The organism is Roseburia sp. AM23-20 (genome assembly GCF_003470905.1).
In the GTDB taxonomy this organism is placed as follows: Bacteria; Bacillota; Clostridia; order Lachnospirales; family Lachnospiraceae; genus Roseburia; species Roseburia rectibacter.
On sequence record NZ_QRHS01000036.1, the window covers coordinates 1 to 26512 of the forward strand.

25 protein-coding genes are annotated in these 26512 nt (G+C 42.0%); 23 read left to right on the forward strand and 2 right to left on the reverse strand.

Annotation, left to right across the window (positions count from 1 at the left end):
• From DW650_RS19855 to DW650_RS18025, 5 genes are all read left to right on the forward strand, one after another.
• Window positions 1–183: hypothetical protein (locus DW650_RS19855; RefSeq protein WP_207662850.1), on the forward strand; the 183-nt coding region annotated here is incomplete at its 5' end.
• Window positions 183–863, forward strand: coding sequence for a 3'-5' exonuclease (locus DW650_RS18010; RefSeq protein ID WP_118210738.1), 681 nt, complete (start codon window positions 183–185; stop codon window positions 861–863). The genes DW650_RS19855 and DW650_RS18010, both read left to right, overlap by 1 nt.
• A gap of 37 nt (window positions 864–900) precedes the next feature.
• A complete protein-coding gene (locus tag DW650_RS18015; protein WP_117922487.1) occupies window positions 901–1107 on the forward strand; it encodes a hypothetical protein in 207 nt (68 codons plus the stop codon).
• The gene (locus tag DW650_RS18020; RefSeq protein ID WP_117922486.1) at window positions 1107–1280 is read left to right on the forward strand and encodes a chorismate--pyruvate lyase; all 174 of its coding nucleotides are present in this window, start codon (window positions 1107–1109) and stop codon (window positions 1278–1280) included. The genes DW650_RS18015 and DW650_RS18020 overlap by 1 nt, the downstream gene beginning before the upstream one ends.
• 90 nt (window positions 1281–1370) lie before the next feature.
• The gene (locus DW650_RS18025; RefSeq protein WP_241070810.1) at window positions 1371–1649 is read left to right on the forward strand and encodes an acylphosphatase; all 279 of its coding nucleotides are present in this window, start codon (window positions 1371–1373) and stop codon (window positions 1647–1649) included.
• A 23-nt stretch (window positions 1650–1672) separates the two neighbouring features.
• Here the strand turns inward: DW650_RS18025 and DW650_RS18030 are convergent, their stop codons facing one another.
• Entirely contained in the window at window positions 1673–2734 is a 1062-nt protein-coding gene (locus DW650_RS18030) for a helix-turn-helix domain-containing protein (RefSeq protein ID WP_117922484.1), read from the reverse strand.
• A 198-nt stretch (window positions 2735–2932) separates the two neighbouring features.
• Here DW650_RS18030 and DW650_RS18035 point away from each other — a divergent pair, with 198 nt between their 5' ends.
• From DW650_RS18035 to DW650_RS18090, 12 genes are all read left to right on the forward strand, one after another.
• On the forward strand, window positions 2933–4306 hold the full coding sequence (locus DW650_RS18035) for an MFS transporter (protein WP_117922491.1): 1374 nt from the start codon (window positions 2933–2935) through the stop codon (window positions 4304–4306).
• Window positions 4307–4308: 2 nt separating this feature from the next.
• On the forward strand, window positions 4309–6789 hold the full coding sequence (locus DW650_RS18040) for a glycoside hydrolase family 2 protein (RefSeq protein ID WP_118210739.1): 2481 nt from the start codon (window positions 4309–4311) through the stop codon (window positions 6787–6789).
• Window positions 6790–7033: 244 nt separating this feature from the next.
• Window positions 7034–7837, forward strand: a complete 804-nt coding sequence (locus DW650_RS18045; protein WP_243103017.1) for a substrate-binding periplasmic protein — start codon at window positions 7034–7036, stop codon at window positions 7835–7837.
• Window positions 7827–10379, forward strand: coding sequence for a hybrid sensor histidine kinase/response regulator (locus DW650_RS18050; protein ID WP_118210741.1), 2553 nt, complete (start codon window positions 7827–7829; stop codon window positions 10377–10379). Before DW650_RS18045 ends, DW650_RS18050 begins: the two co-directional genes overlap by 11 nt.
• 110 nt (window positions 10380–10489) lie before the next feature.
• Window positions 10490–11356, forward strand: a complete 867-nt coding sequence (locus DW650_RS18055; RefSeq protein WP_118210742.1) for a YitT family protein — start codon at window positions 10490–10492, stop codon at window positions 11354–11356.
• Between the two features lie 137 nt (window positions 11357–11493).
• A complete protein-coding gene (locus DW650_RS18060) occupies window positions 11494–12702 on the forward strand; it encodes a UTP--glucose-1-phosphate uridylyltransferase (RefSeq protein WP_118210743.1) in 1209 nt (402 codons plus the stop codon).
• Window positions 12703–12891: 189 nt separating this feature from the next.
• Window positions 12892–13671, forward strand: coding sequence for a GTP pyrophosphokinase (locus tag DW650_RS18065; protein ID WP_118210744.1), 780 nt, complete (start codon window positions 12892–12894; stop codon window positions 13669–13671).
• A 242-nt stretch (window positions 13672–13913) separates the two neighbouring features.
• On the forward strand, window positions 13914–14519 hold the full coding sequence (locus tag DW650_RS18070; protein ID WP_117922478.1) for a DUF3793 family protein: 606 nt from the start codon (window positions 13914–13916) through the stop codon (window positions 14517–14519).
• A 129-nt stretch (window positions 14520–14648) separates the two neighbouring features.
• On the forward strand, window positions 14649–15074 hold the full coding sequence (locus DW650_RS18075) for a flavodoxin (RefSeq protein WP_186899812.1): 426 nt from the start codon (window positions 14649–14651) through the stop codon (window positions 15072–15074).
• A gap of 240 nt (window positions 15075–15314) precedes the next feature.
• On the forward strand, window positions 15315–16616 hold the full coding sequence (locus DW650_RS18080; RefSeq protein ID WP_199654319.1) for an MATE family efflux transporter: 1302 nt from the start codon (window positions 15315–15317) through the stop codon (window positions 16614–16616).
• Window positions 16617–16753: 137 nt separating this feature from the next.
• Complete coding sequence (locus DW650_RS18085) at window positions 16754–17068, forward strand: metal-sensing transcriptional repressor (protein WP_117922489.1); 315 nt, start codon at window positions 16754–16756, stop codon at window positions 17066–17068.
• Between the two features lie 31 nt (window positions 17069–17099).
• Window positions 17100–19730, forward strand: a complete 2631-nt coding sequence (locus DW650_RS18090; RefSeq protein ID WP_118210746.1) for a heavy metal translocating P-type ATPase — start codon at window positions 17100–17102, stop codon at window positions 19728–19730.
• A 65-nt stretch (window positions 19731–19795) separates the two neighbouring features.
• Here the strand turns inward: DW650_RS18090 and DW650_RS19810 are convergent, their stop codons facing one another.
• Window positions 19796–19951 carry a hypothetical protein gene (locus tag DW650_RS19810; RefSeq protein WP_186899810.1) on the reverse strand — a complete coding sequence of 52 codons (156 nt, stop codon included), beginning with the start codon at window positions 19949–19951 and terminating at the stop codon, window positions 19796–19798.
• Window positions 19952–20183: 232 nt separating this feature from the next.
• Here DW650_RS19810 and recR point away from each other — a divergent pair, with 232 nt between their 5' ends.
• From recR to DW650_RS18120, 6 genes are all read left to right on the forward strand, one after another.
• Window positions 20184–20780 carry a recombination mediator RecR gene (gene recR / locus DW650_RS18095; RefSeq protein ID WP_117922474.1) on the forward strand — a complete coding sequence of 199 codons (597 nt, stop codon included), beginning with the start codon at window positions 20184–20186 and terminating at the stop codon, window positions 20778–20780.
• A gap of 31 nt (window positions 20781–20811) precedes the next feature.
• The gene (locus tag DW650_RS18100) at window positions 20812–21648 is read left to right on the forward strand and encodes a transketolase (protein ID WP_117922473.1); all 837 of its coding nucleotides are present in this window, start codon (window positions 20812–20814) and stop codon (window positions 21646–21648) included.
• Window positions 21636–22577, forward strand: a complete 942-nt coding sequence (locus DW650_RS18105; RefSeq protein ID WP_118210747.1) for a transketolase family protein — start codon at window positions 21636–21638, stop codon at window positions 22575–22577. The genes DW650_RS18100 and DW650_RS18105 overlap by 13 nt, the downstream gene beginning before the upstream one ends.
• A gap of 227 nt (window positions 22578–22804) precedes the next feature.
• Window positions 22805–24322 carry a LysM peptidoglycan-binding domain-containing protein gene (locus tag DW650_RS18110; RefSeq protein WP_118210748.1) on the forward strand — a complete coding sequence of 506 codons (1518 nt, stop codon included), beginning with the start codon at window positions 22805–22807 and terminating at the stop codon, window positions 24320–24322.
• Between the two features lie 85 nt (window positions 24323–24407).
• The gene (locus DW650_RS18115) at window positions 24408–25604 is read left to right on the forward strand and encodes a DUF5711 family protein (RefSeq protein WP_118210749.1); all 1197 of its coding nucleotides are present in this window, start codon (window positions 24408–24410) and stop codon (window positions 25602–25604) included.
• Between the two features lie 11 nt (window positions 25605–25615).
• Complete coding sequence (locus tag DW650_RS18120) at window positions 25616–26323, forward strand: CvpA family protein (RefSeq protein ID WP_118210750.1); 708 nt, start codon at window positions 25616–25618, stop codon at window positions 26321–26323.
• The last annotated feature ends 189 nt before the right edge of the window (window positions 26324–26512 follow it).

The window sequence follows — 26512 nt, forward strand, 5'->3', positions numbered from 1 at the left end:
TTTCGTACAACGGAACCAAAATTAACTCCGGCTTTGCGCAAGATGCCATTCACAAACCTGCGACTCACCATTTGGACGGGCGATTTATTTCATAAACAAACCATCATTTGTTGGTTAACTTATATTATTTTAGATGATAAAAACGACAGCAGAAATATATATCATCAGAATGGAGAACTTTGATGTTAGGAAAGAAAAAGGGAAAGCAGCGGAACGAATATGTACCGGATTATGTGCTGTATGATCTTGAAACGACGGGGATATCGAGCCTTTATGATGAGGTTATAGAGATTTCCGCAGTAAAAGTCAGAAATGGAAAAATCGTGGACGAGTTCAGTGAACTTGTGAATCCAGGCAGACATATCCCATATGCGGCAAGCAAAGTAAATAATATTTCCGATAAAATGGTAGAAAAGGCGCTTACCTTTGAAAAAGTTTTACCGGAATTTTTGGCATTTGTTGGGGATGATGTGTTGGCAGGCCACAATATTACAAGTTTTGATATGAAATTCTTGTACAGGGACTGCGAAAAATATTTTGGACAGACACTCACGAATGATTACATAGATACTCTTGCGATTGCGAAGCAATGCTTCCCGGAGTGGAAACACAGACGGCTTGGTGATCTGGCGGAACATTATGGCATTTCTACGAATGGGGCACACCGTGCCCTCGCTGACTGCCGGATGAATCAGCAGGTATTTGAACTTATGGCAGAGGAATTAAAAGGAACCGTAAACAAACAGACAGAGATGAAAATCTGTCCACGGTGCGGGTGCACCCTGAAAAAAAGAAACGGAAGATTTGGTGAATTCTGGGGATGCACAGGTTTCCCGGACTGCAGATATACGGAAAATATATAAAAAATAATGGTTACAAACAGAAAAAGGAGCAGGCAAAATGAAAGATTACAGTATTGCAAATACAACCAAAGAACAGCGTATTGCGCTGATCAGACAGTGGATTCCTGACGAGGACGGACTTGGTGACAGTGGAGATATGGATCTGTGGGACATTTACGCAGATTATATCAACGGAAAAAAAGAAATTGCCGAGATCAATGCAGAAATGTCAGGCACTTATTATACAGAGGAGGATTTACAGTAATGGAAACCTGGTTTTATGAAGTTGTTTCTATCGATGGAGATTATGCTAATCTGCGCAGAACAGATATCACATCGGATGATCTGAAACTTGTGGCACGTGCGCTGCTTCCTGCAGAGATTATGGAAGGCAGTAAGTTAAAATACGAGCTGATGCAGTACGAACTGATTGGGTAGAGGTTGATCCGATCGCGTGGAATCAAATAGCAAAGAATCTGGTTGAACCCAATATGTCAGCGTTGGCGATGAAAGGAAATGTTTTATATTATGGGCAACAATATGATCCGGAAAAAGATATCTGTTTATGGTTCAGTCCAGGGCGTAGGGTTTCGGTACAGGGCGGAGCATGCCGCAAACATGCTCGGCGTGACCGGCTGGGTAAGAAATGAGCCGGACGGCTCTGTATTATTAGAGATGCAGGGAACAGAAGAACAGATCGATAAAGTGCTTGCTCTGGTAAATCAGGGAACCTATGTAAACATTGACCGGATCGTGGCAAAACAGATACCGGTGGAAGAACGTGAATATGGGTTTCATGTCAGATGAGTTGCCAGTCCCGTCTGCTCCATCTAATCTTTACGGTATTTGCCTCGGAATTCTTTTGGTGACAGATGGTGTTTTGCATAAAAAAGCTTATAAAAATGAGATTTGTTTGTAAATTTCAGCTGTGCAATAATTTCGGATATGGAAAGATCCGTTTTTAAAAGATAATATTCTGCTTTGCGGAGAGAAAACGTAGTTCCATATTCGAATAAGGTCATTCCGGTATATTTTTTTGTGATCCGGTTTAAATAGTCGCCGCTGTAACTGAGCAGATCCGACAGTTCATGCCGGCTGAGCCGCCCGTCACTGTTTTCTAACAGATGTGTCAGGTTTGTAAAGATCAGAAAATCATTTCCGTAATCAATCTGAATACTTGCCAGATGAAAAAAGTCCGGATTGGAAAGCGTATCTAAAAAGCGGCAGATCAGTCCGTTGATAAAAAAGGAAGAACCAATCTGCGGAGACAGTGTGATTTTTATGATTTCTTCTGCAATCTGGTAAAGTTTCTCAAAGGCTGCCGGGTTGTGGTATGAGGGGAAAAAGTCAAGATATTCTTTTTTGGTATTATCCTCATCAGCAGCATTTTTATATAAAAAGTGAAACGCATCACTCTGCTCCATATTTGTCTCTGGCATCAGATGGAACAGATTGTCCGACTGAAACAGGGACAACAGGTAATCTTTGGATAAATTCAGAAAGAAAATCCGAAAATCATGTGAGAGAAGTTCCACATGTCTTAAATTACAGTTCACAATACATCCGGTTCCGGATGGGTAAACCCGTTTTGTATTTTCAATTTTAACGATCGCTTCTCCCTGCAGAACAAACATGATTTCAAAAAAATCGTGTTGGTGCAGAGGGCGGTTTTTCATTTTTTCCAAAAGTTCCGTGGCATCGATCAGAGAATGGCTGGTGTGCTCTGGGGAAAAACTTGAAATTTTAAAATAAGGCATATCCAGATCACAGCGGTAGGTTTCAATGACGGCATTATAAGGGGAAGTCAGGTGATAGTACTGGTTAAAACTGCTGTTTACATTCTGGATCTCAAAAAAATTGTTTTTTAAAGTATCAATGGATGACTGGTTCATTGGATTCTCCCGTTGGAACTTTTTGTGATAGTCGCGAATATGTTACTAAATGATGGATGTTGTGTCTAATTATAGCATTGAAGGGAAAAAAAGCAAAGTGATAGAATAAATGCAACAACATTCGAATGTAAAAAAGTGATTCTGATCGCACATTATGTGTGGACAGGCAGCAAAAAAGACGAGAAGGAAGAGGAAAAAATGAATGATAAAAAATATTTAAAATGGTATCAGAAACTTGCATATGGTTCGGGGGATCTGGCATCAAACTGCAGCTATGGACTGGTTTCAAGTTTCCTGCTTTTGTATCTTTCAGATATCATGGGATTAAAGACCAGCATCATCGGAACGTTAATGCTGGTGTCAAAGATTTTTGATGGAGTAACGGATGTTTTCTTTGGTAATATGATCGACAGGACAAAAAGCAGACTCGGAAAAGCAAGACCGTGGATGCTGTATGCACAGATCGGTGTGTCGTTATGTCTGGTATTGCTGTTCTCAATCCCGAATATGGGACAAACTGCACAGTATGCATATTTCTTTGCATTTTATACCTGCCTGAATGCAATTTTTTACACGGCAAACGGTGTTGCATATTCCACATTATCCGCACTGATCACCAATAACCCGCAGGAGAGAGTACAGCTTGGTTCTATCCGCTTTATGTTTGCAGTCGTAACCAACATTGTTATGGGATTTGCCGTAACAGGCGGTGTGGAGGCTTTTGGCGGCGGTGCAGCCGGATGGAGAGCGGTAGCGATCATCTGTGCACTGATCGGTCTGGTGGTCAACACGATCAGCTGTCTTGCAGTAAAAGAGGTAGAACCGGATGAGTCGGTAAGAAAGACAGACGAGTCAAAACCGCAGGATGATAAACTTGGTTTTTGGGAAAGCATGAAATTTTTATTTACCAATAAATATTATGTTTTGATTCTTGTTTTGTATATTGTATATTACATAATGAGCAACATTACGACAGGCAGCGGCGTTTATTTTACAAAATATGTACTTGGAGATGCATCTTTACTTGGTATGTTCCAGATGATGAAAATGTTCCCAGTAATCATTGCACTGATCTTTACACCAATGCTTGTGAAAAAGACTGGAAGCATGCAGAAAGTGAATTTCTGGGGATATGCGATCAACTGTGTACTCAGTGTATTTTTTATCTATTTTGCATACCAGAGAAATGTTAAACTGATGCTGTTATTCATGTTTATCAAAGGTATTTTTGCAGGAACTTTAAGCGGAACTTTAAATGCGCTGATTGCGGAAATCAGTGGTTATACTTATCGTACGAAGGGCGTGCGGATGGATGGAACAATGTTCAGCTGTTCTTCTTTAGGTATCAAGATCGGCGGTGGAATCGGAACTGCAGCAGTGGGCTGGCTGTTAGACTTAGGCGGTTATATCGGGACTGCAGCAGAGCAGACAGAAGGTGCGATCAATATGATCTTTGCTATGTATATCGTGATTCCGGTAATACTCAGTGTTGCTATTACAGTGATTCTTGGACTGTTAAATGTGGAGAAAGCAAACAAAAAATGGGATGAAGAACACGCAAAGGAAGTATAGGAATGATAAAGGCAGATTTTAATGCAAAATGGCAGTTTGTAAAAGGATATGTGCCGTCCTTAAAAGTGCTTCAGATGTATGGAAAAAAGGCACAGGAAGTTACACTTCCACATGATGCCATGATACATGAGACGCGGGATGAAAATACAAAAAACGGAGGCGCTACCGGATTTTATCCGGGCGGTATGTATACCTATTTCAAAACATTTTCCGTACCGGAAGACTGGGAAGAAAAAACAGTCTTACTGGAATTTGAAGGTGTGTATGAGACAGCCATGGTCTACATCAATGGTGCGCTGGCAAAGACCAACAGAAATGGATACACAAATTTCTATGTGGATATTGCGAGATATTTAAACTTTGGGGAAGAAAATGAGATCAAAGTTGTCGCAGACAATTCCGCAGAAGAAAACAGCAGATGGTACTCCGGAAGCGGCATTTACCGGGGAGTCAGCCTGTATGTCGGAGAGCCGGTGCAGATTCCATTAAATGGAGTACGTATTACAACAGAAGAAGCAGATAAAGATGTTGCGGTTGTCGAAATTTCAACGAAAGTTTTAAACCGTTCCAGAAAAAAAGAAAAACTGACTATTATAGCAAAACTGGAGGATGAAAAACACCGGGTATATGAGGACAGAGTCCATCTGACTGGTTTTGCGGAATCTGAGAATACTGTGCATCAGCAGATCGCGATAGAACATCCGATGCTGTGGAATTGTGATACGCCGCATCTGTATCAGTGTACAGTCCAGATTTATGCAGGAGATAAGCTGTTGGATGAGCAGACGATTTCCTATGGAATCCGCAAGATCACGCTGGATGCCCTGCGTGGGTTAAGGATCAACGGTGAGCCGGTGAAGCTGCGCGGAACCTGTGTACATCATGACCACGGAATCCTTGGTGTAGCAGCATATGAAGATGCTGAACTCCGAAAATGCAGGCTGATCAAAGAAGCCGGGTTTAACAGTATCAGAAGTGCACATCATCCGGCAGGCAAGGCATTTTTAGATGCCTGTGATAAGGTGGGACTGCTTGTGATGGATGAACTGACAGATATGTGGACGGTACATAAAAATAACCACGATTTTGCTTTTTCATTTCTGGATGAATACCAGAATATGATAAAAAATATGGTGGAGAAAGATTATAACCATGCCTGTGTTATTTTGTATTCGGTTGGAAATGAGATTCAGGAAATCGGCACGGAGCGGGGAGCTGAGCTCAACCGCATGCTCTGTAACGCTTTTAAAGAACTGGATTCGACAAGATTTACCACAAACGGCATGAATGCCTTAAATGCAGCAGGGGCAAAAGTATATCCGATCATGCAGGAACTTGCACCGCTGATCCGCAAAGATGCCGAAAAAGTCGGGACAAATGATAACTCCGGAAGCAATGCGATCAACAGTTTTATGAAGCTGATGGAAGGCGAAGCGGGAGACGCATTTGCAGCGCATCCGATCATCACGGAAGTGTTAGAGGAGAGCAGCGAGTCCATGGATATCATCGGTTTAAATTATCTGACAGGCAGACATTTGTTAGAGGGAGAACTTCATCCAAATAAATGCGTGCTTGGGACAGAGACATTCCCGGCGGATATTGCAAGGTTATGGAAAGTGGTCAATTCTTCTAACCGCGTGCTGGGTGATTTTACCTGGACTGGTTACGACTATCTGGGAGAGGCAGGATGCGGAATCTTTTATTATGATGGAAAGAGCAATTTTGGAAGTCACTACCCGGACAGGACAGCCTATATCGGTGATATCGATCTTGCAGGTTATCGCAGACCGGTCAGTTTTTTCCGGGAGATCGTATATGGTCTGCGGACAGAGCCTTATATTGCGGTGGAACGCGTTGATAAATATGGGAAAAAATGTTCAAAGACGCCGTGGATGTTCAAAGATAATATTGCAAGCTGGACGTGGCGTGGATACGAGGGGAAACCTGCGGTTGTGGATGTGTATTCGAATGCACCGGAGGTAGAACTTTTCTTAAATGGGCGGTCACTCGGACGAAAACCTGCCGGGGCAGAACATGGATTTACAGCGACATTTGAACTTAATTATGAACCTGGCGTATTGGAGGCAGCCAGCTATCAAAATGGCATGGAAACCGGCAGATGCCAGCTTGGTACAGCAGATGAGGATGTACAGATTCATGTAGAAGCAGATAAAAAAGAACTGCAGGCAAATGGAGAGGATCTTTGTTTCCTTACCATGAACCTTTGCGATGCAAAAGGAACTGCAAATCTGTATGAAAAGAGACGCATCCATATAGAAATAGAAGGGGAAGGAATCCTTGCTGCATTTGGAAATGCCGATCCGCAGTCCATCGAAAGCTATGATGCGTCATGCTGGGAAACCTATGACGGGTATGCGCTTGCAGCAGTCCGTGCAGGCGACAAAAAGGGAGCGGTTTCTGTGACAGTCTGGATGGAAGGGCAGGAAGAACAGAAACAGAAGATTACGATTCCGGTAAATTAAAAAAATGATGGCAATGTAACTAGCGGAGCATTCATGCGGTAGCGGATGAACTGTAAAATAAAAGAATACATATGAGCTCTGGCGGATAGTGAAAATTCATTATCCGCATTTTTTGTCAAAAAAAGCAGGATAAAGTCGTCAAACCGTTAAATTTATACACTTGTAATTGACACACATTTTATAAACTACTAAAATAAAAATGGCAGATCAGACAAAGAAGAACAGTATAAAAAGGAATGATAATTTGAAAAAATACATTGCGGTGATATTTGTATGTGTTACGATGCTTGGAATGGCATGCGGTCAGAAACCGGATTCCGGGAAAGAGAGAGAGGAACTTCCACAGCTTATTATAGGAAGTGATAATTATGAGCCGTACAATTATCTCGATGATGACGGTAATCCTGCCGGAATCGATGTGGAACTGGCAGAAGCGGTGTGTGACAAGCTGGGTTATACGCCGGTGTTTTTGCGTATTACATGGGATAAAAAGGATGAATATTTAGACAATGGTGAGGTGGACTGTCTGTGGGGATCCTTTACCATGAATGACAGAGAAAATCAGTATCAGTGGGCTGGACCATATCTTTACAGCAGACAGGTCGTTGCAGTGCAGAAAAACAGCGGGATTACAAAAATATCTGATCTGGAAGGAAAACGAATTGCAGTTCAGGCGACAACGAAACCGGAGGAGATTTTGCTCAAAGGGAGTTTTCCGGGAATCCCGGAAGCAGAAAGGGTATACAGTATGTCCGGTATGGATGAGATCTACGCAAGTCTCAGAAAAGGGTATGTGGATGCGATTGCCGGACATGAGAGTGCATTAGAGAGATTTGTGCAGAGTGCACCGGATACATATTGTATGCTGGATGAGAGTCTGTATATTTCAGAGCTTGGGGTTGCTTTTAAAAAGGATACCCATCAGGAACTGGCACAGAAGATGACACAGATATTAGAGCAGATGCAGGAGGATGGAACACTTGGCGGTATTGTAGAAAAATACGGTCTGGATGTCCAAAAAGCATTGGGGGTCACAAATGCTGAATAAAGAAAATTGGACTGGGTTTATCTCACATAAATATATATGGATGCCGTTTGTGGCAGGTATTTTTATAGTAATGATATGTTTTGGCGTTTTTACCGGATATGACAGGACACGGGTCGGAAAAATCGCAGACAGGACGCTCGATTTCATGCAGAGCCGCGTGAAACAATATGATAATTACAAAAATAACGATAAAGTAAAGAGTCTTTACCGTCTGGCAGATAAGACACTGGAGCTTAGTCAGCGGCTGGAAGAGGAAAATACGGATCAGGAAACAATGATCATCCGCTATATGAAAGATCAGAGATTGGATGGAGTACTGGTATTAGATGACAAGTTAAATTGTGTGTGCCAGATTGGGGATGCGTGGGAAGAAAAAAACTTCTGGCAGGATGAGATGAAGAAACCAGTGGTAGAAGATACGCTGGATTATCCGCAAAAAGCATATATCACACGGCTGGATAAAGAGGGCGAAGTCTATGATTTTGCGGTGGTTTCCCAAAGAAATAAAAAAGGACTGATTGCTGCCTATATCAAAAAAGATAATTGCATGGAGGACAATGGTGACATATCCTTCTATTCGTTGTTTACAGGACTTACATTTGAGAAAAATGGAATTGTTGCGGTGACAGATGGAAAACAGATTTTAAGTTCCAATTCGGAGGAACTGCTCGCAGTAAAATCAGAAGAATATCAGGATATTTTTATCCCGGATATCGATACCGGGGATGAGAAAAAAATGATTCATTTAAAAAGCACGGGAGGATGCTGGTACGGAGAAAGCAAGCAGATGGGGGACTACACGTTATATGTTTTTTTTCCAACAAAATCTGTATTTGCACTGCGCACAAAAGCTGTAATCTGTGTGGCTGTAATCTACATACTGTGCTGGATGACGTTTATGCTGATCCGTGGATATGTGGCAGAGTTAAATATGCGTCAGACAGAAAAGCAATATCATATCATCCGTTCCGTCAGCAGTGTATTTTCCGTGTGTATGCTGTTTGATCTCAAAAAAGATACATGGGAAATTATCAAAGCATCTGATCGTATAAAGGAAATAATTGGCAATGAAAAGAGTACTGCAAAAATGATGAAGTACTTTTGTAAAAATGCGGTTGCGCAACAGGAGTGGCAGAAATTCCTTGATTTTGTGAATCCTGATACTATTTCAGACAGGCTGGCGGGAAAAGACTATGTTAACTGCAAAACGGAAAGCGCGAAAGGTGAATGGTTTACAGTCATGCTGGTGCCCCAGCATTATGATTCACAGGGAAATGTGGAAGCAGCACTTTTTCTGAGCAGAAATATCACAGACGAAAAGATGCGTGAGCTGGATTATCAGAAAAAACTGGAAAAGTCCGTAGAACAGGCAGAGCAGGCAAATGTTGCAAAAACAGATTTCCTGCGAAGAATGAGCCATGATATACGTACACCGATCAATGGCATCCGCGGAATGGTGGATATTTGCCGGTATAATATCGGAAATCAGAAAAAACAGGAAGAATGTTTGGACAAGATCATGCTTTCGTCGACATTCCTGATGGAACTGGTCAATGATGTACTTGATATGAATAAATTGGAATCCGGTCAGATCAGACTTGAGGAAAAGCCATTTTCAATCCACGAAATATTAAAAGAAGTGGAAACGGTAGTCGGAATGGCTGCAACAGAGCATGGAATCACACTTACCGTAAAAATGGGAGAAATCATCCACGAAAATCTGCTTGGCAGTTCCCTTCATATCCGGCAGATATTACAGAATATTGCATCAAACGCAGTGAAATATAATAAAACAAATGGAAAAGTTGTTTTAGAGTGCAGGGAACTGCCGTCGGAAAATGAAAAAGCGGTGTTTGAATTTGTATGTACTGACACAGGGATTGGAATGAGTCCGGAATTTCAGAAACATGCATTTGAACCGTTTGCGCAGGAAAAGACTTCAGCGCGTACTTCCTATGCCGGGACCGGACTTGGGCTTGCGATTGTAAAAAAGCTGGTAGAACAGATGGAAGGCACGATTCGTTTTGTGAGTAAACCCGGAGAAGGAACACAGTTTACGATTGTGATACCATTTCTTGTGGATCGTACCATGGAAAAGGAAACAGAGGATGAACAGGGTACGGATGAGAAAAAGGGAATAAAAAATGATAAGATTCTTCTGGTGGAAGATTATGAGATAAACATGGAAATCGCTAAATTTGTTCTGGAAAATGAGGGGGCAAAGGTAAAAGAAGCCTGGAATGGAAAAGAAGCTGTCGATATATTTGCAGCATCAGAACCGGGCGAATATGATGTGATCCTGATGGATCTGATGATGCCTGTCATGGGAGGCTTAGAGGCATCACAGCGTATCCGGATGATGTCAAGAGAAGATGCAAAAACAATTCCGATCATTGCAATGACAGCAAATGCATTTGCGGATGATGAAGAAAGAAGTTTATCAGCCGGTATGGATGCACATATATCAAAACCATTAGATGCGGAACAGTTCATACAGGTGATCTCTGATATATGCAGAAAACGGAAAAATCATATTACATAAAAGTACTTTATTATCGGAAAAAGATGTAGTATACTTCTTCTGCATTGAACTGGAATAATCTATGGAATGTTTCATTCAATAGAAGTGTATAAAGAGCGAGGACAAAAGAAATGCAGAAGAATCTTGGAAAGATCAAACGTACTGTGGAAGAGTATATGGTACTGACCGTTGCAACACTGATTCTTGTTGTAGGAGTATATGTGTTTAAATTTCCAAATAATTTTTCTTTTGGAGGAGTAACAGGTATGGCGGTCGTATTAGGTGCCATACTCCCAACATCACCGGGAAATCTTACTTTTATCATCAATATGCTGTTACTGGTACTTGGATTTATCTTCCTTGGAAAAGGATTTGGAGTTAAAACCGTTTATGTAAGCGTACTGACATCTGTGGGATTAAGTTTTGCTGAAAGAGTATTTCCAATGGATGGACCATTGACCGGACAGCCGGTATTAGAGCTTATCTATGCGATCGTATTACCGGCATTTTCGTCAGCAATCCTGTTTAATATCGGAGCATCCGGCGGTGGAACAGATATCGTGGCGATGATCTTAAAGAAATACACAAAGTTAAATATAGGTGCGGCATTGTTTTTGGTTGATCTTGGAATCGTCATTGCATCATGCCTCGTGTTTGATGCACAGACAGGTCTCTGTTCCCTGTGCGGACTTCTGGCAAAATCACTGGTAGTCGATAATGTGATCGAGAGTATTAACCTGTGTAAATATTTTACGATCGTCTGCAATGATCCGGAGCCGATCTGTGATTTTATCACGAAGGAACTGAACCGCAGTGCAACGGTTTATCAGGCAGAAGGTGCCTACCAGCACAATCAGAAAACAGTCATACTGACAGTCATGAAGCGAAGCCAGGCGGTGGAACTCCGTAATTTTATCCGGTTGAATCAGCCGTCTGCATTCATTGCGATCACAAACAGCAGCGAGATCATCGGAAAGGGATTCCGTGGTTTCAACTAAGGTTTGGTTGCATGAAAGAACTGTCTATTATATAATAGGGAGAGCAGATTGTATACAATCAGGAAATGTAAGTGGCTGAAATCGTATGTATACAAATCGGTATTGCAATTATTTTAAAATACAGAATGGAGAAGAGAATGAAAATTTGGGAAGATGATAACCAGAAATACATCAAAGCGATGATGGAGAAAAATACCACGGAGCAGAATGGGGAGCTGACAAAGCGTTTAGAGAAAATCGATTTTTCTGTGTTAGAGCATATTGAAAGAAAAGAAACGGTCAATGAGCGGGGTGTATTTGCGCCGTTAGATGCCGTGGAAGTTGGCGAGATCGAGGCAAGGGGAGAAGAATTTAAAGAAACCGGCTTAAAGGCGATCCGTGAGGGAAAAGTCGGAGCCGTACTTTTAGCAGGTGGACAGGGAACCCGTCTCGGACTTGACAGACCGAAGGGTACGTTAAATATTGGAATTGACCGTGAATTATATTTGTTTGAGCAGTTACTGCGCAATCTGATGGACGTTACGGATGAGGCGGGAGTATATGTTCCTCTTTATATTATGACAAGTAACATCAATCATGCAGATACAACTGCATTTTTCAAGGAACATGATTATTTCGGTTATCCGAAAGACTATGTGAAGTTTTTTGTACAGGAAATGGTGCCGGCATGTGATTATGAGGGAAGAATTTATATGGAATCCCAGACCGAAGTTGCTATGTCACCAAATGGCAATGGAGGCTGGTTCTCATCCATGGTAAATGCGGGACTGCTCGCTGATATTAAAGCAAGAGGTATCGAGTGGATCAATGTATTTGCAGTAGATAACTGCTTACAGCGCATCGCAGATCCGAAGTTTGTTGGTGCTACGATCACTTATGGCTGTGAAAGTGGAGCAAAAGTGGTACGAAAAGCAGCACCGGATGAACGTGTCGGCGTACTTTGCACTGAAGATGGCAAACCTTCTATCGCAGAATACTATGAGATGACAGAAGAGATGGCAACAGCACGCAAGGAAAACGGTGATTTAAAATATGGTTTTGGTGTTATCTTAAATTATCTGTTTTCCGAAAAGAAACTGGAGCAGATCGCAGATGCAAGAATGCCGATTCATGTGGTAGAGAAAAAAATCCCATACATGGATGTGGACGGTACATTTGTGAAACCGGAGCAGCCAAACGGTTACAAATTTGAGACATTAGTACTTGATATGGTACACATGATGGATGATTGTATCCCTTATGAGGTAGTGCGTGAAAAAGAGTTTGCACCGATCAAAAACCTTCATGGTGTGGATTCCTTAGATTCCGCAAGAGAGCTGATGAAAGGCTGCGGTATCGAATTATAGGAAAATAGCTGGAAAATAAAACCCTGTTTTTAAATTGTTTATAAATATTTCATACAGACTTTATGCCGTTTTGGGCGGTATCTGTTATACTAATATTTATAGTGTGAGATAGTTACGCCCGACGGAAGTCATTGGAAAAAGACGGTGTAACAATGAAGATGAAAACAATTTAGAAACGGGGTTTTTGTTATGCTACAGAGACAGACAATCATACAGAATGAGAAACAGCAGGAGCAGTATCAGGCTTCTGTGGAAGTGGAAGATGCGGAAGAAACGTTGGATGCAGATGCAATGCAGGAAAACAGCCTGATGCTGGTGCGTGGTATGGTGGATGATGATATGGAGCATATTGCAGACATGAAAGAGCAGTTTTCCCAGACGATTGATCCAATCTTACGTATGTACAATGCAGCGATGTGTGCGACGACCGCACGCCTTGAGATCATAGAGGACGAGTTTAAATACCGAAAACTGCGCTGCCCGATCCATCATATTGATACCAGGTTAAAATCAGCGAAAAGCATTTTGGGAAAACTCCAGAAGAAAGATCTTGATCTGACGCTTAGTGCAGCCTGCAATAATATTTATGATATCGCCGGAGTGCGTGTGGTCTGTTCCTATATCAAGGATGTCTATCTGATCCGGGATCGTCTGATGGCACAGGACGACATACATATCATGGAAGTTAAGGATTATATTGAACAGCCGAAGGGCAATGGTTATAGAAGCCTGCACATCATTATCCGCGTGCCGGTCTACTTTATGAACAAAAAGCAGATGGTGCCGGTCGAACTGCAGATCCGTACGCTTGCCATGGATCTCTGGGCGAGCTTGGAGCATGACATCAAGTACAAATCGCTTTATCAGGATGTCACGATGGATTTTTCGGATGAGTTAAAAGAATGCAGCCGCCTGATCTATGAGGCGGAGGAGAAGATGGAAGTCATGAATGCGGCGTTGGAGGAGTAAGACGGGATTCAAAACGGATCAGTGCAGTTGTATCAAATCTGATCAATATAGAATAATCCGAAATAACGCTCTCTAAAAAATATAAAAAAGTTATTGACAAATAACAAAAGTTAGTGTAATCTAACTATCAGAAAAGGAAATGAGTTCTCGCAACTCTTTCTTTTTTAAACAGGAGTTAGGAAAAACTAACTATACATGTTATGACGATGGATCATAAATTCATCGATCTATGGGAGATGACCATGAGCAGGGAAGTGTTAGAGATTCTGGAGAAGATGGATAAAAAAGAATTAAAGACTCAACTGGCACTGCAATGTGCCCCGCTTCTTACGGGAATTAAACTGTCAAATCTTCTTACGGTGACAAAAAGCAACGAAGAAGATGTGAGAGATTTGTTCCGTAATACAGAAATTACTGTACATACACTCTACCAGACAAAACATCGGACGATATTCCTGCTTTTTCGTGAAAAACAACTACTCGCTTATCTGAACGAAGAAGATGTGAAGGAAACGATGAGATTGTTTGGGTATCAGACATTACGCCTTATCGACATTTTTGAAAAACTGTGTGCCCGCTATCAAAAATATATGAAGGATCATCTGTCTTTTCCACATGAGCTTGGACTGCTCTTGGGTTATCCTGTAGAAGATGTATTGGGGTTTATCCGAAACGAAGGACGCAATTACCTGTATTGCGGCTACTGGAAAGTATACGGAGATGTGAATGCGGCAAGAATAACATTTGACCGCTACAATCAGGCAAAAGAAGATGCAATCCGCCTGATATCATCCGGAATGGAAATCCATGAACTTTTGCTTTATGGCAAAATGCTGGAATCAGCATAAATGGATTAAAAGTCAGATATGTAAAAAACGGATACCATCCGGTCAGCTCTGGCAAAGGCGTTGGAACTGAATCGGCGATCCGCTTGTATAAAATGAATGTGTAAAAATAAGCACAGGAATGGAGGAAATATGAGTAAGATTATCGTGGCATACTGGTCCCAGACGGGAAATACTGAGGCAATGGCAAATGCAGTCGGAGAGGGAATCAAAGCAGCAGGAGGAGAAGCAGATGTTGTTCCGGTATCTGCAGTATCCGTAGATGAATTAAAAGCTGCATCCTCATTTGCATTAGGCTGCCCGGCAATGGGAGCTGAGGTATTAGAGGAGAGCGAGATGGAGCCGTTTGTAGAAGAGGTAGAAGGCTTTGCAGCAGGCAAAAAGATCGCGTTATTTGGCTCTTATGGATGGGGCGATGGACAGTGGATGCGTGACTGGGAAGAACGCATGAATGCAGCTGGAGCAGTTGTTGTAAACGGTGAAGGTGTGATTGCACATGAAGCACCGGATGATGATGCATTAGAGGCTTGCAGAAGTCTTGGTAAAGCACTCGTATAAGAAAAACAGTAAGATTTAAATGAATAAAAAGATTGAGTCAGGCAGGTCATAAAAGACCTGCCTGTTTGCGTGTAATTCATAATAATAGAATATTACGTTACGGACATTCTATTATTTGCCCTATGATATTTTATGGAAAAATGATATAATCCAGTAGTTGATAAACAATAATATTTTTCAAACACAAGTTTGTTTAAAAATCTGGAATGAGCAAAGATAAGCACAGGAATGGGGATTAAGATGTTAAAAAAATTTGCAAAATATGTTTCTCAGAACATGCTTGGCATGGTAGGTATGTCGGTTTATATTCTGGCAGATACCTACTTTATTTCTGTTGCGGTGGGTACGGATGGTATCACGGCACTCAATCTGGTATTGCCGGTGTATAATTTAATTTTTGCCGTCGGCGCAATGATGGGAGTCGGTTCCGCAATCCGGTTGGTGATCGAACGGAACCAGAAAAATCCGGATGCAGACGGATATTTTTTTCATGCACTGTTGTGGGCATTTATCGTTAGCCTGCTGTTTATGTTTGTCGGCATATTCCTGCCGGATAAACTGATTGCCCTGCTTGGCGGAGATGCAAAGATCATTGCGGTCGGAAAAAATTATACGCGCATTTTTATGAGTTTTGCGCCGCTTTTTATGTGGAATTATATCTGCAATGCATTTGTGCGTAACGATGGAAATCCGTCGATTGCAATGGCAGCGACTTTATTCAGCAGTCTGTTTAACATCGTATTTGACTATGTATTGATGTTTCCGCTGGGACTTTCCATGGAGGGAGCTGCGCTTGCGACAGCACTTTCCCCGGTTGTGGGTATTCTGATCTGCTGTATTCATTTCCGGTCGGAAAAATGTACTATAAAACTAAAACCCGTGTTGCCGTCTGTGCGAAAAATATTTTTTTGCTGTAAGTATGGTGTCTCATCCTTTGTAGGTGAAATTTCATCCGGAGTGATCACAATTGTTTTTAACATGATCATCCTTGGACTTGCCGGAAATACCGGAGTGGCTGCTTATGGAGTGGTCGCAAATGCGTCACTTGTTGCAGTCGCTTTATTTAATGGGGTGGCGCAGGGCTCCCAACCGCTGATCAGCGAGGCATATGGTAAGGATATTCATAAAGATGTGAAAACGTATTTGAAAATGGCAGTTACGACTGCGATAGGGGTTTCTGTCCTTTTGCTTATTTTTATTTATCTGTTCGCACCAGTGGTGACGGCTGTATTTAATGGAGAACATAATCAGATGCTTGCAGATTATGCGGAAAACGGACTGCGGCTTTACTTTATAGGTTTTTTATTTGCCGGGATCAATATTGTAGGAACATCCATATTAAGCGCGGTTGAATCTACGGGATATGCATTTGCTGCGTCAATTTCCCGTGGATTTGTTGTAATTATTTTCTTTGCATTTTTACTGTCAACATTGTTTGGGTTAAATGGAGTCTGGCTGGCATTTCCGGCAGCAGAATTTGTGACAATGCTGATTACGATAAAAGGCTTATGGATGATCCGGTTTGTTGATAAAAATTCCTGATAACTGAAAATCTCTTGACAAAGTGTATATCATGATGTAAATTCAAGATACCCAATAGGGGTATATGGTATATACCGATGAAAAGCCGTGATAAAAAATCAAAAACAGCACAGACTATACAGACCGGAGGTAGACAGATGGCATGTGAAAAATGCAGTGCGAATGGAGATAATGTGAAGCATAAGCAGCGTGAGAGTGCAGAAAAGAAAGCGCTGTTAACGAGACTTTCCCGGATAGAAGGACAGGTGCGGGGAGTGCGTGCCATGGTGGAGGATGACAGATATTGTGTAGATATCGTCACACAGGTATCTTCTATTCAGGCGGCATTAAACGGATTTAACAAAGAACTTTTAGCACGCCATATCAAGACCTGTGTTTCCGAAGATATCAAAGAGGGTAATGAGCAGGCTGTCGACGAACTCTGTGAACTGTTAAAGAAGCTGATGAAATAACGGTTTGTATTTTATACAATAGGAGATTGACATGAAGGAAAAGTTTGACGTAACAGGCATGAGCTGTTCGGCATGTTCCTCCCATGTGGAAAAAAGTGTTTCCAAATTAGAGGGCGTACATGCAGTCAGCGTGAATCTGCTGACGAACAGTATGCAGGTTGAGTATGATGAGACAAAACTGGGCACAGAAAACATTATAGAAGCGGTAGAGCATGCCGGATATGGTGCCTCGGTAAAAAATGAAGCAAAGGCGGCAGCAAAGACAGGAGAGACGGAGGATGCGGTTTCCATCCAGCAGAAAAATATCAAAAATATGAAGATCAGACTGATCGTATCTGTGATATTTCTGATACCGTTAATGTATGTATCAATGGGGCATATGATCTACAATGCGCTTGGTGTTCCTATGCCGCCGGTTACCATGAAGTTTTTTCATGGAAGTGAAAATGCGGTTATTTACGCATTTACGCAGTTTTTACTGTTACTTCCGATCCTGTTTGCAAATCAGAAATACTTCCGGAACGGATTTGCAACATTAGCACGCAGGAGCCCGAATATGGACAGCCTGATCGCGATGGGAGCAACAGCGGCGACGGTATACGGTATTTTTGCAATTTACCGGATCGGCTGGGGATTTTCTACCGGAAACATGGAGCTTGTACACCAGTATAGTCATGATCTTTATTTTGAATCGGCCGGAACAATTCTTACACTGATCACAGTTGGAAAGTACCTTGAGACAAAGTCAAAAGGAAAGACGAGCGAGGCAATCACAAAACTGATGAACTTAGCACCAAAGACAGTGACGGTAGTGCGCGATGGAAAAGAGCAGGTCATCGATGCTGCTGACGTGGTACAGGGTGATATTTTTGTGATCAAACCCGGAGAATCGGTTGCAGTGGATGGTGTGATCGTAGAAGGGAAATCTTCCTTTGATGAATCAGCGATCACCGGAGAGAGTATTCCTGTGTTAAAACAGGAAGGGGACAAGGTCATATCAGCATCTATCAATAAAGCCGGACTGATCCATGCGCGGGCAACACGTGTCGGCAAAGATACAACGATCGCACAGATCATAAGTCTTGTGGAGGAAGCATCTTCAAGTAAGGCACCGATCGCACGTCTCGCCGATAAGATCGCAGGTGTTTTTGTCCCGACAGTGATCGGGATCGCGATCGTCACATTCATTGTCTGGCTGGCAAGCGGTGCAGATTTCGAGTTTGCAATGTCCTGTGGAATCGCAGTTCTTGTTATTTCCTGTCCGTGTGCGCTTGGACTGGCAACGCCGGTGGCGATTATGGTCGGAACCGGAAAAGGTGCAGAAAACGGTATTCTGATCAAGTCGGGAGAAGCATTAGAGACAGCGCATATTGTTGATACTGTTGTGATGGACAAGACAGGAACGATCACTTATGGAAAACCGGTTGTGACGGATATACGGACATATGCGGGAATGTCAGAAAATGACCTGTTAAAAGCTGCCGGCAGCCTGGAAAAGGGCAGTGAGCACCCATTGGCAGAAGCAATCGTTTCAGATTGTGAGAAAAAGAATATCATTCCGGAAAAAGTAAACGATTTTGAGGCGCTGTTTGGAAAAGGAATTAAAGGCAGGTTATCTTCTGGAAAACTTTACTATGCCGGAAATGAAAAACTGATGGATGAGGCACACATTGCTATATCTTCAGAAATAAAAAAAGAGATAGAACAGTTTGCAAAACAGGGGAAAACTCCTTTACTGTTTGCAGATGAGACACAGATCATAGGAATGATCGCCGTTGCAGATGTGGTAAAACCGACCAGCCGTGAGGCAGTCAGACAATTTAAAGAATACGGAATCCATGTCATTATGCTTACCGGTGATAATGAAGTGACGGCACAGGCGATCAAAGATCAGGTGGGCATCGATGAAGTCATTGCCGGGGTGCTTCCGACGCAGAAGGAAGAAAAGATATCTGCCTTAAAGAACAGCGGACACAAAGTTGCAATGATCGGAGACGGTATCAATGATGCTCCGGCACTTGCATCCGCAGACGTTGGAATTGCCATCGGTGCAGGTACGGATGTCGCAATTGAGAGCGCGGATATTGTGCTGATGAAAAATGACCTGCTTGATGCAGTCGGAGCAATCCGTTTAAGCAAGGCGGTTATCCGCAATATCAAGGAAAACCTGTTCTGGGCATTTTTCTATAACAGCATTGGTATACCGCTTGCCGCAGGACTTTTATATCCGATCTGGGGATTAAAATTAAACCCGATGTTTGGTGCGGCAGCCATGAGTTTAAGCAGTGTCTGTGTGGTAAGTAACGCGCTGCGTTTGAGATGGGTAAAACTTGGGAAAAAATCTTCATCCGAAAATGGAACAGATAATATGGAACAGGAGAGTGCGGTCTGTGAAAACAGAACGGTCACTTCTGAAATAAAGAGTGATGTAACAGAAAGCGAGGAAAAAACAATGAAAACAACATTAAGTATTGAAGGAATGATGTGCGGACACTGCCAGGCAACTGTCGAGAAGGCTTTAAAAGGAGTACAGGGTGTGTCTGAGGTAGTGGTAAGTTTAGAGGACAAAAATGCAGTTGTTACCGCAGATGAATCAGTCAGTGCAGATACATTAAAAAATGCCGTTGTAGATGCCGGCTATGAAGTAACCGATATTCAGTAAGGAATAGTTGCGGGCGCAGCCGTTATATTTTACTGATTAAAAATGAAAAGAAGGGGAAACCGTGATCAACCGGCTTCTCCTTCTTCTACGATCTGCTCTAATACGCGGATAAGATCCTGCATGTTATTAAGCTGTACATTACGCTCTAAGATCAGGTTCTTCAGATCCGTTGAAAGTGTTTCAAATTTGTCTTTGATCATGGGTGATACATAAGATGCCATAGAGTTCTCCTTTTATTACTGTTAACAGATTTGCCTGCGAAATATGCTGTCTGTTGTTTTTATGTGGTTACCAGTTTATCATGTACAAAAAATCAGAAAAATATGCAGTGAAAAACACTTCTTGTAAAAATTGCCGTTATCCTTTAATATAAAGGAGGCATATGACAAAGAAGATCAGATGTCATTGTATAAGAAGTAATTTATATATTATAAATGAAAGAATGGAAACACCATGGATTACTACAGCAGTCAGATCAGCAAGTTAATACAGGAATTATCGTCCCTTCCGGGAATCGGTGCAAAATCTGCACAGCGTCTGGCATTTCATATTTTAAATATGCCGGTAGAGCAGGTCGAAGAACTTTCGGCTGCGATCGTGGATGCCAGAAAAAACGTCCGTTACTGCAAGGAATGTTTTACACTGACGGATGATGAATTATGTCCGATCTGTAAAGATGCCGGGCGTAATCATAAGACGATCATGGTTGTGGAGGATACCAGAGACCTTGCAGCGTATGAAAAAACAGGTAAATACGATGGTGTTTATCATGTTCTTCATGGTGCAATTTCACCGATGCTTGGAATCGGGCCCGCAGATATTAAGTTAAAAGAGCTGATGCAGCGTCTGCAAAAGGATGTTGACGAGGTCATTATTGCGACGAACTCAAGTCTTGAGGGGGAAACGACTGCAATGTATATCAGCAAACTGATCAAACCTACCGGGATTAAAGTGACAAGGATCGCAAGCGGTGTTCCGGTCGGCGGAGATTTAGAGTATATTGATGAGGTAACACTGCTCCGTGCCTTAGAAGGCAGAACGGAGATTTAATAAAAGAAACAGAAAGGAACATGACTAGACTATGACAAATCTGGAACTCGAAAAAACAGCGAACGAAGTCCGCAAAAGTATTGTAACTGCAGTACACAGCGCAAAAGCCGGACATCCGGGCGGATCACTCTCCGCAGCAGATATTTTTACTTATCTGTACTTTGAGGAGTTAAATATTGACCCGAAAAATCCTAAGATGGCAGACCGCGACCGTTTTGTACTTTCTAAAGGTCATACGGCTCCGGGACTTTATGCAGTTCTGGCAGAACGTGGATTTTTCCCGAAGGAGGATCTTGTTACACTGCGTCATACAGGATCTTATCTGCAGGGACATCCGGATATGAAGCATATTCCTGGTATTGATATGTCATCCGGTTCTTTGGGACAGGGACTCTCCGCAGCGGCAGGAATGGCGGCAGCAGGAAAGTTTGACAAAAAAGATTACCGTGTTTATGCACTTTGCGGAGACGGCGAGATTCAGGAAGGACAGATCTGGGAAGCTGCTATGTGGGCAGGATTCCGCAAGCTGGATAATCTGGTTGTGATCGTTGATAATAATAATCTTCAGATTGACGGAACTATTGATGAAGTATGCTCTCCTTATCCGATCGACAAAAAGTTTGAGGCATTCAATTTCCATACGATCAACATCAATGGAAATGATTTTGATGAGATCCGTGCAGCATTCAAAGAGGCACGCGAAACAAAAGGAATGCCGACTGCGATCATTGCAAAGACATTAAAAGGAAAAGGTGTATCCTTTATGGAGAATGCCGTAGACTGGCATGGAAAAGCTCCGAACGACGAGCAGTATGAGATCGCAATGAAAGACCTGGAGAAAGTGGGGGAAGCATTATGTCAGAAATAAAGAAAATCGCAACAAGGGAAAGTTATGGAAATGCTCTGGTAGAAGTGGGAAAAGAGCATGAAGATCTGATCGTATTAGATGCAGACCTTGCAGGTGCGACCAAGACCGGAATTTTTAAGAAAGCATTTCCGGAACGCCATTGGGATGTTGGTATCGCAGAAGCAAACATGACAGGTATCGCAGCAGGACTTGCAACTTGTGGAAAAGTACCGTTTATCAGCTCTTTTGCAATGTTTGCAGCAGGCAGAAACTTTGAGCAGGTGCGCAACTCCATCGGATATCCGCATCTGAATGTCAAGATCGGCGCAACACACGCAGGTATCTCTGTTGGTGAAGATGGTGCGACTCATCAGTGCTTAGAAGATATCGCTTTAATGCGTACGATACCAGGCATGGTAGTGATCAATCCGGCAGATGATGTTGAGGCAAGAGCAGCAGTACACGCTGCATACGATCATGTAGGACCGGTTTACCTTCGTTTTGGACGTCTTGCAGTTCCGGTATTCAATGATGAGGCAACTTACAAATTTGAGATCGGCAAAGGAATTGTTTTAAAAGAAGGAAAAGATGTGACAATTTTTGCAACCGGACTTTGTGTAAATGAGACGGTAGAGGCAGAAAAGCTGCTTGCAAAAGATGGCATTGATGCAGAGATCATCAATATCCATACTATCAAACCGATCGACCGTGAACTGGTTGTAAAATCAGCATTAAAGACCGGAAAAGTTGTTACAGTTGAGGAACATTCCGTGATCGGAGGACTTGGAAGTGCAGTATGTGATGTGCTTTGCGAGGAGGCTCCTACTAAAGTATTAAAGATTGGTGTTAATGACGTATTCGGTGAATCCGGACCGGCATTAGAACTGCTTCATAGATATGAGCTCGATGCAGAAGGCATCTACAAAAAAGTAAAAGCATTTGTAAAATAATCAGACATAAAAAGACTGCTGTTATTACGGTAAAACGTATGCAGCAGTTTTTTTGCGTCTTTTTCTGTCGAAAAGTTTTTGGAAAACTGCCCATAAAACCACAAAAAAATCGGACATGCTGTGATACGATTGCAAAATAAAAAGTGATTTTGAATGTAAACACCGGCGTCTTTGCGCTGTAAGATCGCGTGAAAATAAATTTTTGCGCACAGGAATGGAGGATTGGAATGATAGAGATTATCCGGGAAGAAAATTGGGATGATACGAAAGAAAAAAAACTGCCAAAAGATATCAGACAGATTGGGAGACCGGATGTTGGGGAGAGAATATACATAGAGGATGAGGTATATAAGTATCTGCACCCATATGAAAGCAACTGTGAAAAACTTGTATATGTTTTACTTGGAAGATTTGAAAATTACAGCGGAAGACAGTGCACATTTGTTGAGGCAGCAATACAACTGGAATATTTAGAATTTGATGGTGAAATTCCAAGATGGAGCGACCGTGAATGGGCGTATATATATAAACGATTAAAGAATGAATATGACAGTATGGTCATTGTTGGATGGGCATTGGATCACAGAGGGTGCCTTCCGAATATGACAAAACAGATTGAACAATTTCATCAGACTCATTTTGGAGGCATCCATCAGACATTATTTCTGATGGATAGTCTGGAAAAGGAGGAAACATTTTTTAGCATCCGGAACGGACATCTGTACCGGAGAGAAGGATTTTACATTTATTATGACAAGCATGCCCTGACCAGATCAAAAAAGGTGGAACTTCAGGAGGAAAAAAAGCAAGAAGTTAATTTGCCCAAGACCGATGAAATCGTGTTTGCGAAGCAGGACGAGCCTGTACCTGCAATGAAAGAAAAAGAGAACCTGAATGATATTCTGGAAGAAGAACTGTATCTGGAGGAGAGTATGCAGCAGGATGAACCAGAACCGGTTCCACAGACGGAATTAAAAAGTAAGGGACGGTATCGGAAACAGCTTGAAGAAGCAGAAAAAACAGAAGAAGCAAAGATTCCGGTATATTCTTCGCTTGTGCTGGCTGTTGTGGTGCTTACACTTGGATTTACCGCCTATCAGAATCATAAGAAAATGAATGAAATGGAAAATACTCTGGCACAGATGAACCAGGTGCATATTGTGACAGAGATACAGGAAACAGAAAAAAAAGCTGATACCGGGATCGTGGTGGAAAATATTGCGGGAGAAGTAGAAAAAACGGAGGCGTCTGCGACGACGGAAACATCGGATATGCAGGCAGAAACAAAAATGCCAGAAACAGCAGAGACACAGGCAGGTGCAGAGAAAAAGGCAGACACAGAAACAGCAGAGGCACAGGCTAAAACAGAAATGTCAGAGACGACAGAGGCGCAGGCTAAAACAGAAATGTCAGAGACGACAGAGGCACAGGCTAAAACAGAAATGCCAGAAACGACAGAGGCGCAGGCTAAAACAGAAATGCCAGAAACAACGGGAGCGCAGGCAGGCACACCGGATGAAACGAATAAAAATAAGGAAGACGTTAAAGAAACAGCAGCACAGGCAGATGAGGCACAGACATATTTAAAACAGGGATATTATGTGGTACAAAAGGGGGATAATCTGGCGGCAATCTGCCGAAAAGTATATAAGACAACAGCTATGATGGACAAGGTGTGCCAGGCAAACGGAATCGATGATCCTGATGCAATATATGCAGGGCAATACCTGACGCTTCCAAATTGATGAGGCTGCCAGCTCTAAAAATAAGATGAAACATCCGGGGAATAATGCTATAATATCGAAAGATTAAGAGGAAAGTGAGATTAGTATGGCGGAAAAAAACAAGAGGGGATTTCATACGGTAGAAGAACCGGATATGGAAGAATATGAACGCAAACTGCGTGGGCATCGCATAAAGGTGGTCAGAAGGACGGTTATTCTGATCATTACTGTGCTGGCAGTTTCTGCAGGACTCTGGGTGTTTATGGCACTGCGCCATTATGAGAATTTTGATGTGACATCATCTGTTGACAGGGCTGATACGGAAGCAACAAAGTTTGCAGATTTTGGGGGGAATATTTTAAAATACAGCAATGACGGAGCATTTTATACGGATACAGCAAATGAACTGATCTGGAATCAGACTTATGAGATGGCGGATCCACAGATTGATATTTGTGAAGATTACCTGACTATCTATGACAGAAAAGGAACGATGATCTATATCATGACAAAGGAGGGAATCTTAGGCGGAATTGAAACGACGATGCCAATCCAGCAGGTACGTGTGGCAGCGCAGGGAACGGTGGCAGTTCTGATGAAAAAAGATGCCGCCGGTTATCTTGCAATGTACGATAAGACAGGTGAGAAACTGACAGAAGGAGAGATTCACGGTGCCAAGAAAGGCTATCCGATCGCAATTGCATTATCTTCAGATGCTTTAAGGCTTGCCGTTGCCATGTTAGATATTAATGATGGAAGTATAAAAAGCACCATTGCCTTTTACAATTTTGGAACAGCGGGAGAAAGCGAGATCGATCATGTGGTTGGAGCACAGACATTTCCGGATACAGTGATACCGGAAATTGTCTATCTGGCAGATAACAGACTTGCGGCGTTTTCAGATACCGGGGTTATCCTGTTTGAAGGATCGCAGAAACCAAAACAGTCCGGTACGATTCCTTTTGAAAAAGAAGTGAAGAGCATTTTTTATAATGATAATTATATTGGCTGTGTGACCGGCAATGATGATGAGGCAGTGACACATCATATAAGTGTCTATGATCTGGAAGGAAAAAGTGTTCTGGAAAAAGATTTTACAATGGAGTACACCGGCGTAGAATTTCTTGCAGATAATGAAATCTGTATTATAAATGAAAATGCATGTGATATATATACCATACATGGCATATATAAGTTCCACCATGAGTTCGAACAAACACTTTATAAGGTCATTTCAGGGGGTGGTGCACTGAATTATACATTTATACTGGAAGATACAACGGAAAAAATAAGACTGAAATAAGGAGCATACATATGAACTGGGTTTTGTTACTGGTATTACTGATACTGGGATATAATATTATAAGAGGCTACAGAAAAGGATTTTTGCGAATTGTATATTCTCTGGTATCGTGGGTCATAGTACTTACTTTTGTTACTGTTGCAACTCCGTACATTAATACATATCTGATGGAATACACAACGTTATACGAACAGATTGAGAAACAGTGCAGTGAACAGATAAAAAAATCAGTAGAGGAAAAACAGAAATCCGTTCAGAGTGAAAATAGTCTGGATAATCAGGAATTGTCACAGTTTGGAATTATGCTGCCAGACTCGGTAGTAAATGATATTTTTGATAAGACAGGGAATGTGGCAGGAGAGATTATGGCACAAAGTGGTCTTTATGATGAGATTGCAAAACAGATTGCAGAATTTATTGTAGAGGGAATAGCATTTTTAATTGCGCTGGTTGCAGCGTGGACGATCGTTCATATAATAGCGCGTATGTTAAGAATTGTCTCACGAATCCCGGTATTGAGCGGTGTGAATCGTACGCTGGGGGTATTTGCCGGTGGAATATACGGGGTGATACTGGTGTGGATCGGGTTTTATATTGTAGCAGTGACAAGCACAAGTGAACTGGGTGGTATGCTCGTTACATATATATATCAGAGCAACCTGTTAAAGTATTTATATGAAAACAACGCTATTCTGACGATTGTTATGAATTTTCTATAGTTTGTAAAAAGTTAGTAAAAAAAGTGTTGACATATCAAAACAATAATGGTAGTATAAAAGTCCACTGCGAAAGACAAGTGCTTTTACAGCGGCGAAAAAAGATACTTGATTGCTTATCTTTTGGAAAATAAAAAAAGTTCTTGACAAACAGAACAACACATGATAAGATATCAGAGTTGTCGCGTTTGA